The sequence below is a fragment of the Bacillus alveayuensis genome (assembly GCA_030812955.1).
Classification (GTDB): domain Bacteria; phylum Bacillota; class Bacilli; order Bacillales; family Aeribacillaceae; genus Bacillus_CB; species Bacillus_CB alveayuensis.
In genome coordinates, this window is sequence record JAUSTR010000001.1 from 156,217 (window position 1) to 169,833 (window position 13,617).

General features: G+C 35.8%; 12 protein-coding genes. 11 read left to right on the forward strand and 1 reads right to left on the reverse strand.

Annotated elements, in window-relative coordinates; translation table 11 throughout:
- The first annotated feature begins 22 nt into the window (after positions 1 to 22).
- Both pyk and J2S06_RS00780 read left to right on the forward strand, forming a co-directional pair.
- A complete protein-coding gene (gene pyk / locus J2S06_RS00775; protein WP_044893420.1) occupies positions 23 to 1,783 on the forward strand; it encodes a pyruvate kinase in 1,761 nt (586 codons plus the stop codon).
- Positions 1,784 to 1,951: 168 nt separating this feature from the next.
- Entirely contained in the window at positions 1,952 to 2,341 is a 390-nt protein-coding gene (locus tag J2S06_RS00780; RefSeq protein ID WP_044893421.1) for an FxsA family protein, read from the forward strand.
- A 39-nt stretch (positions 2,342 to 2,380) separates the two neighbouring features.
- Here the strand turns inward: J2S06_RS00780 and ytvI are convergent, their stop codons facing one another.
- Positions 2,381 to 3,493, reverse strand: coding sequence for a sporulation integral membrane protein YtvI (ytvI, locus tag J2S06_RS00785; protein WP_044893422.1), 1,113 nt, complete (start codon positions 3,491 to 3,493; stop codon positions 2,381 to 2,383).
- A 132-nt stretch (positions 3,494 to 3,625) separates the two neighbouring features.
- Here ytvI and J2S06_RS00790 point away from each other — a divergent pair, with 132 nt between their 5' ends.
- The 9 genes from J2S06_RS00790 to hflC all read left to right on the forward strand — a co-directional run bounded on the left by J2S06_RS00790 (position 3,626) and on the right by hflC (position 13,559).
- A complete protein-coding gene (locus tag J2S06_RS00790; RefSeq protein ID WP_044893423.1) occupies positions 3,626 to 4,087 on the forward strand; it encodes a DUF441 domain-containing protein in 462 nt (153 codons plus the stop codon).
- Between the two features lie 545 nt (positions 4,088 to 4,632).
- Positions 4,633 to 5,751 (forward strand): citrate synthase, encoded by a 1,119-nt coding sequence (gene citZ, locus J2S06_RS00795; RefSeq protein ID WP_044893424.1) that lies wholly within the window; start codon positions 4,633 to 4,635, stop codon positions 5,749 to 5,751.
- An 89-nt stretch (positions 5,752 to 5,840) separates the two neighbouring features.
- Positions 5,841 to 7,112 carry an NADP-dependent isocitrate dehydrogenase gene (gene icd / locus J2S06_RS00800; RefSeq protein WP_044893425.1) on the forward strand — a complete coding sequence of 424 codons (1,272 nt, stop codon included), beginning with the start codon at positions 5,841 to 5,843 and terminating at the stop codon, positions 7,110 to 7,112.
- A 91-nt stretch (positions 7,113 to 7,203) separates the two neighbouring features.
- Positions 7,204 to 8,139, forward strand: a complete 936-nt coding sequence (gene mdh, locus J2S06_RS00805; RefSeq protein ID WP_044893426.1) for a malate dehydrogenase — start codon at positions 7,204 to 7,206, stop codon at positions 8,137 to 8,139.
- Between the two features lie 84 nt (positions 8,140 to 8,223).
- On the forward strand, positions 8,224 to 8,697 hold the full coding sequence (locus J2S06_RS00810) for a MaoC/PaaZ C-terminal domain-containing protein (RefSeq protein WP_044893427.1): 474 nt from the start codon (positions 8,224 to 8,226) through the stop codon (positions 8,695 to 8,697).
- A 307-nt stretch (positions 8,698 to 9,004) separates the two neighbouring features.
- Entirely contained in the window at positions 9,005 to 9,724 is a 720-nt protein-coding gene (locus J2S06_RS00815) for a response regulator transcription factor (protein ID WP_044893428.1), read from the forward strand.
- Positions 9,717 to 11,477 carry a two-component system histidine kinase PnpS gene (gene pnpS, locus J2S06_RS00820; RefSeq protein WP_419150997.1) on the forward strand — a complete coding sequence of 587 codons (1,761 nt, stop codon included), beginning with the start codon at positions 9,717 to 9,719 and terminating at the stop codon, positions 11,475 to 11,477. Before J2S06_RS00815 ends, pnpS begins: the two co-directional genes overlap by 8 nt.
- Positions 11,478 to 11,662: 185 nt before the next feature.
- Complete coding sequence (gene hflK, locus J2S06_RS00825; RefSeq protein ID WP_044893430.1) at positions 11,663 to 12,637, forward strand: FtsH protease activity modulator HflK; 975 nt, start codon at positions 11,663 to 11,665, stop codon at positions 12,635 to 12,637.
- Complete coding sequence (hflC, locus tag J2S06_RS00830) at positions 12,627 to 13,559, forward strand: protease modulator HflC (protein WP_419151438.1); 933 nt, start codon at positions 12,627 to 12,629, stop codon at positions 13,557 to 13,559. The genes hflK and hflC overlap by 11 nt, the downstream gene beginning before the upstream one ends.
- Positions 13,560 to 13,617: the final 58 nt, after the last annotated feature.

The following is a 13,617-nucleotide window of genomic DNA, read 5'->3' on the forward strand; positions in this document are numbered from 1 at the left end:
ACTCATTAGGAGGTTACTTTAAATGCGCAAAACAAAAATTGTTTGTACGATTGGTCCTGCAAGCGAAAGCGTTGAAATGCTAGAGAAATTGATACAAGCGGGTATGAATGTCGCACGGCTTAACTTTTCTCATGGTGACTATGAAGAGCATGGAGCACGCATTCAAAATATCCGCAAGGCTGCGAAAAAACTAGGAAAATCTGTCGCTATTTTATTAGATACAAAAGGTCCTGAAATTCGCACACATACAATGGAAAATGGTGCTATTTCATTACAAGAAGGATCTGAGTTAATTGTTGCAATGGAAGAAGTTATTGGGACACCTGAAAAAATCTCGGTTTCTTATTCAGGGTTGATCAATGATATTAACATTGGCTCCACGATCTTATTGGATGACGGTTTAATCGGTTTAGAGGTTATTGGCATTGATCGAGAAAAGAAAGAAATCAAAACAAAAGTGCTAAATAGCGGCATTTTAAAAAATAAAAAGGGTGTAAATGTTCCAGGAGTTAGTGTAAAACTTCCTGGAATCACAGAAAAAGATGCAAAGGATATTGCTTTTGGAATTGAACAAGGGATCGATTTTATCGCGGCCTCTTTCGTTCGTCGCGCTTCAGATGTGCTCGAAATTCGTGAGCTTTTAGAGGAACATAATGCTGAACACATTCAAATAATCCCGAAAATAGAAAACCAAGAAGGTGTCGACAATATTGACGAAATTTTAGAAGTATCAGATGGGTTAATGGTGGCACGCGGTGACTTAGGTGTTGAAATTCCAGCTGAAGAAGTTCCTTTAGTTCAAAAAGAGCTGATCCAAAAGTGTAATCGTTTAGGGAAGCCTGTTATTACAGCAACACAAATGTTAGATTCGATGCAACGTAATCCACGCCCAACTAGAGCGGAAGCAAGCGATGTAGCAAATGCTATTTTCGACGGGACTGATGCCATCATGCTTTCTGGTGAAACAGCAGCTGGACTTTATCCGATAGAAGCTGTTCAAACTATGCATAACATTGCATCACGTGTGGAGCAAGCTTTAGATTATCCTCATATCCTTTCAAAACAAAGAAAAAGTGCATGTACGACCATTACTGATTCAATTGGTCAATCTGTTGCCCACACTGCTCTTAACTTAAATGTTGCTGCGATCGTAACACCAACTGTAAGCGGATATACGGCAAAAATGATTTCAAAATATCGTCCGAAAGCGCCGATTGTTGCGGTGACATCTGATGATGCTGTATGCCGTAAGCTTGCTCTTGTTTGGGGTGTTTATCCACGTAAAGGGGATATTGCAACAACAACTGACGAAATGCTGGATATTGCTGTTTTAGAATCATTAAACACAGGTATTGTGAAGCATGGAGATCGCGTCGTGATTACAGCAGGTGTACCAGTCGGAGAGACGGGTTCAACAAACTTAATGAAGGTACATGTAGTTGGTGATGTGATTGGTAAAGGACAAGGAATTGGCCGTAAATCTGCTTTTGGGAAAGCCGTTGTTGCGAAATCCCCAGAAGAAGCAAAAGAGAAAATGACAGAAGGAGCCATTCTTGTTACGCGAGGAACGGATCGCGACATGATGGATTCTATTGAAAAAGCTTCTGCACTTGTAACAGAAGAAGGTGGTCTAACTAGTCATGCGGCTGTCGTTGGCTTAAGTTTAGGGATTCCTGTTATCGTCGGTGTAGAAAATGCGACGAGTACCATTACAGACGGATTAGAAATTACGGTTGATGCAACCCAAGGGATGATTTATAAAGGACACGCTAGTGTGCTGTAATCAATATAAAGAGAAGCAAAGGGAAAGGACTTTGTCTTCGCAGTGCAAGTTGGTTAGGAACGGTTGGCAATTTAAAGAGAAGGAATCACATGTCCTTCTCTTTTTCGTTTCTTTCTAATATACTAAAGTAAAGTTTTTTAAAAGATATTATTTAAATGAGGTGTTGGCATGAAATGGATTGTCGCTTTTTTAATTGTTGTACCAGCGTTAGAAATCGGAATACTCATTTATTCAGGTAAATTAATTGGTGTGATTCCAACTGTTTTGCTCATTATTTTAACAGGGGTCATCGGAGCCTATCTGGCAAAGCAGCAAGGTTTATATACGTTAAAAAGAGCCCAGCAAGAGCTTCGTTATGGAAACATACCAGGAGATGCCATTATAGATGGTTTATGTATTCTAGTTGGTGGAGTCGTATTGCTAACACCAGGATTTATAACGGATACGATTGGCTTCTTGCTGTTATTCCCTGCTACAAGAAAAGTGATGAAGCCGCTTATTCATAAATTCATTAAACATTTTATTGATCAAAATCGAATAACCATTTATCGTCCATAAAAAAACGGAAAAAAGGAAAATTCCGTTTTGATCAATAAATCATTTAGCTGCTATAATAAAGTTCCATATATCATGAATAACACCGGCTTTGTGTAGGGTTTTAATGACGACTAATACGATTGGGCCAATAATGAGTCCTAAAAATCCGATTAGTTTAAATCCGACAAAAAGAGATATTAATGTTGCAAGCGGATCAAGGCCAATGCTGGAAGATAGGACCTTTGGTTCCATAAACTGCCGCTGTAATAATACGACAATGTATAAAATGCCGATTGAAATCGCTAATGGTAGATCTCCACTAAAGGCTAAATAAATTATCCACGGAACAAATACTAGTCCAGTCCCGAGATATGGCAATAAATCCACTAAACCGATTAATAAAGCAACTGTTATAGCATACTCAACTCGCAAAATAGTAAGACCTATTAGCACGATAACAGTCGTTATGGATATTAATGTTAATTGTGCTTTCATAAAACCGAAGAGAGCTCTTTGTAATTCCTTAAAGACTGTATAACCGCTCTTTTTCACTTTTTGAGGCAGGAGTTTACTAAAAATTGATTTTAATTTATACCAATCTTTACTAATAAAAAAAGTTGCTAATAGCGAAAAAACGATAACTGATGCAGCATTTGGTAACCAACCTAAAATGGTCGGGATTTTTTCTAGAAAATCTTTTATAAAATTTCCTACACTTGTCGCAATTTGTTCACCTACATTTTGAATGTTTGATAAAATCGTTTCTTGTTGATTGGCTTCTAGAGAATGAAACATATTCGTTATCGTATTTACTAGTGGAATGATTTGATTGGCAATAAACGTTTCGACATAAGTAATTAGGTGTGTAAAATGGACAGGTACGACTTTGGCTAAATAAGTAGATCCGGATACAATTTCAGCAATTAACAATGAAAGTAACCCGGAAAGGGAGGCAAATAAAATAATCATGACAAAAAATACCGCTAATCCCCGTGGTATTTTTATTTTGTTTTCAATAAAATCAACAAGCGGATTCATGAAAAAAGCAAGAATCAAAGCTATAATAAACGGATATGTAACAGACGATATGAAATAGATCAAATAGCCGCCGCCAACTATGATGGCTAGAACAAGGAAAAATCTTAAAAAGATATATACATAGTTGAGATTCAAAATATATCCCCCTATCTTCTTATGCCTTTATTAATGAAATTAAATACGATGGAATGAACAAAAAGTTTCATGATTAGAACACATGCTTTATAACGAAAATTTCAATTGATGTATCGTGAGGGTGTGGAAAAAATGATCAATTCATCCATATTGTTTCTTTTATTATTATTAATTATAGGTTATATTGCAAACAATCAATCACTTATGATCGCTGTATCTTTTTTGTTAATTGTTAAATTAATAGGATTAGATACAAAAATCTTTCCTTCTTTGCAAAAAAACGGGATAAATTGGGGAGTGACTGTCATTACCATCGCTGTTTTAGTGCCGATTGCAACAGGTGAGATTGGTTTTAAACAGCTTTTAGATAGCCTTCGCTCACCATATGCATGGATAGCTCTTGTCTCAGGTATTAGTGTGGCCATCATTGCTAAACAAGGACTTTCCTTATTAGCCAATGACCCGCATATCACGACCGCATTAGTATTCGGCACCATATTAGCTGTATCATTTTTTAAAGGGGTTGCAGTTGGACCGCTAATTGGTGCAGGCATTGCTTATTTGTTAATGAAAATGGTAAAACTTATTTCATAATCACTTAGGCTCTTTTCGATAAGATTGTTGCTTTGCTATACTATAGCTTTTCGACTGTTAAGCAATCGAAACGTTTACTATGCCACGCGTGTAGCGCAACGTGAACCGAACAAAATTTTACGAAAACAGCCTTACGAAAACATCCATTACAAAAAGGAGCAATTAGTCAGATAACGATTGCTCCTTTTTATAATGGCTTTTCTATAATCACAAAGTTTTTATTATGCTAATATAAGTTATCCTTATTTATATTTATAAGAATTTATTATTAAAAAAATAATTTTTGTAAAAAATATCTTATTTAACTGATTCACAAAAGTCTGATAATTGTTTATAATATATTTGAGCCGTTCGAAATATTTCAGTGAAAAGAACCATTTAGTGTCATTTCAATTTTTCGATTATTTTATAAAAAAAGAAATGTAAGCATTTACTTTTTCGTGATTTTAGTTATTTGTTCATTGAGCATGCGCTCAATTGTATAAAGTTTTAAAAATGTTTTAAAACTTTTCTGGGGAATACTAAAAGGAAAAGGAGAGATGGCTATGACAGCAACACGCGGTCTAGAAGGGGTAGTCGCAACTACTTCATCCGTTAGCTCAATTATTGATGATACTCTGACATATGTGGGATACAACATTGATGATTTGGCAGAAAATGCAAGTTTTGAAGAAGTTGTTTATTTACTTTGGCATCGCAAACTACCAAATGCAAAAGAATTGACGGAATTAAAAGAACAGTTAGCTTCTAATGCAAAAATTCCAACTGAGGTTATTGAACATTTAAAATCATATCCAATTGCCAAAGTTCACCCAATGGCAGCTCTCCGCTCAGCTGTATCATTCTTGGGCTTGTTTGATGAAGAGGCAGATGACATGTCAACGGAAGCGAACTACCGTAAAGCGATACGGATTCAAGCAAAAATATCGACAATCGTAACCGCTTTCGCTCGTATTCGCCAAGGGCTTGAGCCTGTTGAGCCTCGCGAAGATTTAAGTTTTGCTGCTAACTTCCTGTATATGTTGAAAGGGGAAGAACCTGATGAAGTAGCTGTGGAAGCATTTAATAAAGCACTTGTTCTTCACGCTGATCACGAGTTAAATGCTTCAACGTTTACAGCGCGTGTTTGTGTTGCAACTCTTTCCGACGTATATTCGGGAATTACAGCAGCCATTAGCGCTTTGAAAGGTCCATTACATGGTGGAGCTAATGAACGTGTGATGAAAATGCTAACAGAAATAGGTGAAATTGAAAACGTTGAACCGTATATTCGTGAAAAACTTGCACGCAAAGAAAAAATTATGGGATTTGGTCATCGTGTTTATCGTAAAGGAGATCCGCGGGCAAAGCATTTAAAAGAAATGTCTCAGAAATTAACGACTTTAACTGGCGAAACAAAATGGTATGAAATTTCAACAAAAATTGAAGAAATCGTCACGAGTGAAAAATCTTTGCCACCAAATGTTGATTTCTATTCAGCTTCTGTTTACCATAGTTTAGGAATTGAACATGATCTCTTCACACCTATTTTTGCTGTGAGTCGTACTTCCGGCTGGTTAGCTCATATTTTAGAACAATATGAAAACAACCGGTTAATTCGTCCTCGTGCAGACTATGTAGGCCCAGAAAAACAAGTTTATGTACCACTTGAAGAGAGAAAATAAAGTTTTGAAAAAGAGAAAATGCCCCCTTTTTTAAGTAAACACATTTTGGATTTTTAGAAAAAACATAAATAACATAGGAGGTAATTTCCGTGGCTGAAGGTCAAAAAATTACAGTAACCAATGGAGTATTAAACGTTCCAAACGATCCAATTATTCCTTTTATAGAAGGTGATGGGACAGGTCCTGATATTTGGGCTGCAGCTTCAAGAGTTTTAGAAGCAGCGGTTGAAAAGGCGTATAAAGGAGAAAAGAAAATCGTCTGGAAAGAAGTATTAGCTGGAGAGAAGGCGTATAAACAAACAGGTGAATGGCTGCCTGCTGAAACATTAGATGTCATCCGTGAATATTTAATAGCCATTAAAGGGCCGCTTACAACTCCAGTAGGTGGAGGTATACGCTCTTTAAACGTTGCGCTTCGCCAAGAATTAGATTTATTCGTCTGCTTGCGTCCTGTTCGCTATTTTGAAGGAGTTCCATCTCCAGTAAAAAGACCTCAAGATACGGATATGGTTATCTTCCGTGAAAATACTGAGGATATTTATGCAGGAATTGAGTATGCGAAAGGTACAGAAGAGGTTAAAAAAGTCATCGATTTTCTTAAAAATGAAATGGGTGTAAATAAAATTCGTTTCCCTGAAACGTCTGGAATTGGTATTAAACCTATTTCAGAAGAAGGAACGAAACGCTTAGTTCGTGCTGCCATTAATTACGCAATTGAACATAACCGTAAATCTGTCACTCTTGTTCATAAAGGGAACATTATGAAATTTACAGAAGGCGCTTTTAAAAACTGGGGTTATGAACTAGCTGAACAAGAGTTTGGTGATAAAGTTTTTACTTGGGCAGAATATGACCGCATTGTTGAAAAAGAGGGCAAGGAAGCTGCAAATAAAGCACAGGATGAAGCAATTGCAGCAGGTAAAATCATCATTAAAGACGCAATTGCGGATATTTTCCTACAACAAATTTTGACTCGTCCTCGTGAATTTGACGTTGTAGCAACGATGAATCTAAATGGGGACTACATTTCCGATGCTCTAGCAGCTCAAGTCGGTGGAATTGGTATTGCACCAGGTGCCAACATTAACTATGAAACTGGACATGCTATTTTTGAAGCTACACATGGCACAGCACCAAAATATGCAGGTTTAGATAAGGTTAATCCGTCCTCTGTTATTTTATCAGGTGTATTAATGCTTGAACATTTAGGCTGGAATGAAGCGGCTGATTTAATCATTAAATCGATGGAAAAAACGATCGCTTCAAAAGTTGTCACATATGATTTTGCACGATTAATGGAAAGTGCAACAGAAGTAAAATGCTCTGAGTTTGCTAATGCATTAATTGAAAACATGGAGTAAGATGAGAACGTTAGGAGTTTAACCCACATTGGAAATTGCTTCATCTGCCGTATAGGAAAATACATATGGACGGTAAAGGAGTTGTCTAACAATGTTGAAACGGAAAAAAATTTCAGTTATTGGTGCGGGATTTACTGGGGCAACTACAGCATTTTTACTTGCTCAAAAAGAATTAGGGGATGTTGTCCTTGTTGACATTCCACAAGCAGAAAATCCGACAAAAGGAAAAGCATTAGACATGCTTGAAGCTAGTCCAGTTCAAGGATTTGATGCCAATATCATCGGTACGTCAAATTATGAAGATACAGCTGATTCAGATATTGTTGTGATTACAGCTGGCATTGCACGTAAACCAGGAATGAGTCGCGACGATTTAGTGCAAACAAACCAAAAAGTAATGAAAAGTGTAACAAAAGAAGTTGTAAAATACTCTCCAAACTGCATTATTATAGTATTGACGAATCCTGTTGATGCGATGACTTATACAGTTTATAAAGAGTCAGGATTCCCGAAACATCGTGTAATTGGTCAATCAGGTGTACTAGATACAGCAAGATTCCGTACATTTGTTGCTCAAGAATTAAATATTTCAGTAAAAGATGTTACAGGTTTCGTATTAGGAGGTCATGGAGATGACATGGTTCCGCTTGTTCGTTATTCGTATGCAGGCGGTATTCCTCTAGAAAAATTAATTCCGAAAGACCGTTTAGACGCAATTGTTGAAAGAACAAGAAAAGGCGGCGGCGAAATCGTTAACTTACTCGGTAATGGCAGCGCCTACTATGCACCAGCTGCATCATTAGTAGAAATGGTTGAAGCAATTGTAAAGGATCAACGTCGTATTTTGCCTGCGATTGCTTATTTAGAAGGTGAATACGGATTTGAAGGCATTTATTTAGGCGTTCCAACTATTTTAGGTGGAAATGGTTTAGAAGAAGTCCTTGAACTTGAATTAACTGATGAAGAAAAGGCAGCATTAGAAAAATCAGCTCAGTCTGTAAAAAATGTCATGAATGTATTGGCATAATTGATGTAAAAGGGGGCATATTCGAATGCCCCTTTTCTACAAATTTAATGAAAACGATTACATTATAGGTAGGCGGTGGTTCCATTGTTATTAGGAAAAAAACGAAAGCAAGGTAGGAAAATAGAAGAAATAAGTGTAGGTGAAAAGCTTACATTAACGGAAAAAATAGAAGATAAAGATTTATTGCTTTATTTAGGATTAACAAACGATGCAAATCCATTATTTATTCAACACGATTATGCTTCGCAAACTGAATACAAAAAGCCAGTCGTCCCTACGATTATGTTAACGGGGATTGTGACATCGGCTATTTCGAAATATTTTCCGGGACCTGGAAGCTATATACGAGAACAATCCTTTATATTCCCTATTCCTGTCTATCATTATAGTGTTATTCAGTTTTTATTTGAGGTTAAAGAGGTAAATGTAAAAGAAAATCAAATTGTTATAGAGGTAAGGGCTACAAATGAAGAAGAAGAAGTTCTAAAGGGAATGGTTACCGTTTCCCCTCCAAAAACCATAGATACAATGAACGGAAAAGCGTTAGAAAATTTTTAGAACTGTTGGAAATCCAGCAGTTTTTTTATTGTTTAGGAAATTATAAATTGACAACTTGTGGACAACATTGTTCATAATTGTTTTGCGTCTAGCTCCGGGCGTTAGCGGCTAGCAAACTTCCCATTTAATTGTGGGTAAGGATAACTCGAAAGGGGATGAGCCCTTTTTTATTTCAAATATAACGGTCTATTGTTGTCGAAAACCTTTTTTATTCGCTAAAATAAATATTATGTAAGTAATCATAATTCATAACATAAATGAATCGCTTATGGATAAGGGGAAAATAAATAGAAAGTTGGAGGCTTTTATGGGAAAGAAAATCTTAGTTGTAGATGATGAACAGTCAATTGTAACTCTTCTTCAATATAATTTAGAACAAGCAGGATTTGAAGTGATTACAGCGACAGACGGTGAAGAAGGATATTATAAGGCTAAGGCAGAAGAGCCCGATTTGATGATCCTCGATTTAATGCTTCCAGGTATGGATGGAATGGAAGTGTGTAAGCAATTACGTCAGCAAAAAATTTCCATCCCTATTTTAATGTTGACAGCGAAGGATGATGAATTCGATAAAGTACTAGGACTTGAGTTAGGAGCAGATGATTATTTAACTAAACCGTTTAGTCCTCGTGAAGTAGTGGCAAGAGTTAAAGCAATTTTACGTAGAGTCAAAGCAACGAACGATTTGGAGAATACAGATGTAGACGATAGAAAAAGCATCATTATTGGAGAATTAAAAATTAAGCCGGAACATTATGAAGCTTATTACGGACAAGAAAGACTAGATTTTACACCGAAAGAGTTTGAGCTGCTTGTTTATTTAGCTAAGCATAAAGGACGTGTTTTGACGAGAGATCAATTGTTAAGTGCTGTTTGGAATTATGACTTCACAGGAGATACAAGAATTGTTGATGTTCATATAAGCCATATTCGGGAAAAAATTGAGCGTAACACGAAAAAGCCAATTTATATTAAAACAATTCGTGGATTAGGATATAAACTGGAGGATCCAAAGCTAGATGAATAAATTTCGTTCAAGACTTATTTTTGCTTTAGGAATATTAACGATTTCCGTATTTTTAGCACTCGGTTTAATTCTTGGGCAATTCATTTATTCATTTTATTTACGAACATTTGAAGAGCGTTTTCAGAAGGATGCACAATTAGTTTCCGCTTTATTATTAAAAGAAGACACGAATCTTGTAGAACTTGGAAAATCATTAAATGCGGTAAGTGAAGCACTAGAATCCAACATTATTTTACTCGATTCGAAAGGAGCCATTTTGTATCAAAAAGATTATGTATATACAAATAAAGAAGCGGAAAGGATAGCGGATCTTATCGGTTCAAAATATCGCAATAGGACAAATGGGTTTCAGTTTAAAGAGGGGGAAATCACATTTTATGTTATACCAATTATAGAAAAAGAGCAGCAAAAAGGATATTTACTGATCGAATCTCCTCATTATTCCTTGCAATCCGTTCATAAAGAAGTGTGGTTTGTCATTATTGCCAGTTTAGGTTTAGCACTTGTAGTCATATTTGTACTAGGTGTACGCATAACAAGGGAATATACAAAACCAATAGAATCAGCGACAAAAGTTGCGATTGAATTAGCGAAAGGAAATTATAAAGCCCGTACCTTTGAAGATCATTTAGACGAAACAGGAACGCTAAGCCAAGCCATTAATATATTAGCACGCAATTTGCAGGAAATGACAAGGACTCAAGAAATGCAACAAGATCGCTTACAAACATTAATTGAAAATATGGGAAGCGGTTTAGTTTTAATGGATGGCAGAGGATATATAAATCTCGTGAATAAAGCGTATAAAGAAATTTTTAATATTGATCCAGAGCAAATACTTTATCGATTGTATTATGACGCTTTTACTCATAAAGAAATCATTCAAGTCGTTGAAGAAATTTTTATGACTGAGACAAAAGTTCGCAAACATTTATTACTGCCATTAAAAATCGAGAGGAGACATTTTGAAGTATACGGAGCACCTATTATCGGAAATAATGAAGAATGGAAAGGAATTGTCCTTGTATTCCATGATATTACCGAGCTAAAAAAATTAGAACAAATGAGAAAAGACTTTGTGGCAAATGTATCGCATGAACTGAAAACACCGATTACATCTATTAAAGGTTTTACTGAGACGTTACTTGACGGGGCAATGAAGGACGAAAAAACATTAGAATCATTTCTATCGATCATATTAAAAGAGAGCGAACGACTGCAAACGTTAATACAAGATTTACTAGATTTATCCAAAATTGAGCAGCAAGGATTTAAACTAAATATTCAAACTTGTCTTTTAAATGAATTATTAGAGGAAATTTATACACTTTTAAAAGGAAAAGCGGATGATAAAAATATACAGATAATTCTCCAAATGCCTAAGGAGCAGGTATTTATCCAAGGCGACTTATATCGTCTAAAGCAAATCTTTATTAACCTTGTAAACAATGCCATTACGTATACGAAAAACGGTGGAACCATAACAATAAAGCTTGAGAATAAAGAGGATTATGCGATCGTTCATGTGATCGATACGGGCATCGGAATTAAGAAAGAAGAAATCCCGAGAATTTTTGAGCGTTTCTATCGCATTGATAAAGCAAGAAGTAGAAATTTAGGAGGTACAGGACTCGGGCTTGCGATTGTCAAACATTTAGTTGAGGCACATAAAGCAGATATTACGGTTCGTAGTCAAGTAGGGAAAGGAACAACATTTTCGATCACCTTCCAAAAAAATTATATTGAAGAATAGTTTACAATATATTTACAAGCATTTTAATCTAATTTAATAATCTACTGTTAATATTATACATGAAAACCCCTTCATCCAAGGAGCCAATCGCTTTGACGAGAACATCATGTTCTCGTCTTTTTTTTGAAACTTTTAAGTCATTTTATCGTAATAATGACTAAAACATCAGTTTGAGGAGGGGAATGATGACGAGCTTAAAAAGAATTTATTCGATTGTAGGTCTTTCAGTAGCAATTATTTTACTAGGAGTTTTGATTTTTACTACTTGGTATACGGTTGATGAATCAGAACAAGCTGTCATTATTACATTTGGGAACGTAGAAGAGGGGATTAGCCAGCCAGGTCTTCATTTTAAATGGCCTTGGCCCATTCAATCCGTAGAAAAGCTTTCGAAGGAAACCTTCAGTTTACAATTTGGATATAAAGAAGAAAATGGGGAAATCAAAGCTTATCCTAAAGAAACGAAAATGATCACCGGCGATGAAAATATTGTTTTAGCCGACATGGTCGTTCAATGGAAAATTACCGATCCAGCAAAATATTTATTTAATGCTGAAAATCCTGAGGAAATTTTACATGATGCCACATCCGCTTCACTTCGAAGCATTATCGGGAGTTCGAAAATTGATGATGCTTTAACCTCTGGAAAAGTTGAGATTGAAGCAGATGTTCAAGATTTACTTTCAAATTTAATGAAAAAGTACGATGTTGGAATTTCTATTCTTGCGGTCAAATTGCAAGATGTAGACTTGCCTAATGAAGAAGTGCGTAAAGCCTTTACGAATGTAACAGATGCGCGTGAAACGATGAATACGAAAATTAATGAAGCGAATAAATACAAGAATAAACGTACAAAAGAAGCGGAAGGCGAAAAAGATGCCATTATCTCTAAGGCGCACGGTGATAAGGCTGCACGTATTGAAACGGCAAAAGGGGATGTTGCTTTATTTAATGCCCTTTACAATGAGTATAAAAACGCTTCTGAAATAACGAAGCAACGTCTTATTTTAGAAACAATAGATGAAGTTATGCCAAAGGCGCAAATATATATTATGAAAGATGAAGGCAATACAATCAAATATTTACCAGTTCGAGAAGGGCAAAAGGCCGAAGTAACTCCTCCTGTCCCGAAGGAAGGTAGTGATGGAAATGGACAATAATAAAGTGATTGAAATGGAAAAACCTAAAGATAAATTTCAATGGAAAAAATATATTCGTACAGGAATTAGCTTGGTCATTGGTGTTGTTATATTGGCCTTTTTATTAAGTAATATATTTGTCGTAAAGGAAAATGAGTATAAAGTGATTCGCCAATTTGGCGAGGTTGTGAAAATTATTGAAGAACCAGGTTTAAACTTTAAAATTCCTTTCATACAAACTGTTGAATCATTGCCGAAGCATCAAATGACTTATGATGTTGAAGAGGCAGAAATTAATACGAAAGATAAGAAACGTATATTAATTGATAATTATGCGATATGGAGAATAGAAGATCCGAAAAAAATGATTGCAAACGCACGTACCGTCGTGAATGCGGAAGCGAAAATGTCAGAGTTTATTTTTTCAACTGTTCGTTCAGAGCTTGGTAAATTGAATTATGATGAAATAATCAATGATGAAAAATCTTCACGAGGAAGCATTAATGATAAGGTAACAAAAATTGTCAATGATTTACTTGCCAAAAATAACTATGGTATTGTTGTTACTGATGTTCGTATGAAAAGAACCGATTTACCAGAAGAGAATGAGAAATCAGTTTTTACCCGCATGATTTCCGAACGTGAGTCAAAAGCGCAGGAGTATTTATCAATGGGGGATGCTGAAAAAAACCGGATCATTGCTGACACCGATCGACAAGTGAAGGAAATGCTGGCAAAAGCTGAAGCAGAGGCAGAACGAATTCGCGGTGAAGGCGAAGAGGAAGCAGCGAAAATTTATAATGAAGCTTATTCAAAAGACCCAAATTTTTATAGCCTGTTCCGGACGCTAGAGTCATATAAACAAACGATTAATGAGGAAACCGTTCTTATATTACCATTTGATTCTCCATATGCTAAAATTTTAATGGGTGAAATGGAATAATGACTGTTTGCCATGTTTTTCTTTCTAATTCAAGTCATGATAGAATAGAAAGAAACAT

Coding starts and splice junctions, on each gene's coding strand:
- hflK (WP_044893430.1), top strand. CDS start 11,663: ATGACGAGCTTAAAAAGAATTTATTCGATTGTAGGTCTTTCAGTAGCA.
- hflC (WP_419151438.1), top strand. CDS start 12,627: ATGGACAATAATAAAGTGATTGAAATGGAAAAACCTAAAGATAAATTT.
- J2S06_RS00790 (WP_044893423.1), top strand. CDS start 3,626: ATGATCAATTCATCCATATTGTTTCTTTTATTATTATTAATTATAGGT.
- pnpS (WP_419150997.1), top strand. CDS start 9,717: ATGAATAAATTTCGTTCAAGACTTATTTTTGCTTTAGGAATATTAACG.
- mdh (WP_044893426.1), top strand. CDS start 7,204: ATGTTGAAACGGAAAAAAATTTCAGTTATTGGTGCGGGATTTACTGGG.
- J2S06_RS00815 (WP_044893428.1), top strand. CDS start 9,005: ATGGGAAAGAAAATCTTAGTTGTAGATGATGAACAGTCAATTGTAACT.
- J2S06_RS00780 (WP_044893421.1), top strand. CDS start 1,952: ATGAAATGGATTGTCGCTTTTTTAATTGTTGTACCAGCGTTAGAAATC.
- pyk (WP_044893420.1), top strand. CDS start 23: ATGCGCAAAACAAAAATTGTTTGTACGATTGGTCCTGCAAGCGAAAGC.
- citZ (WP_044893424.1), top strand. CDS start 4,633: ATGACAGCAACACGCGGTCTAGAAGGGGTAGTCGCAACTACTTCATCC.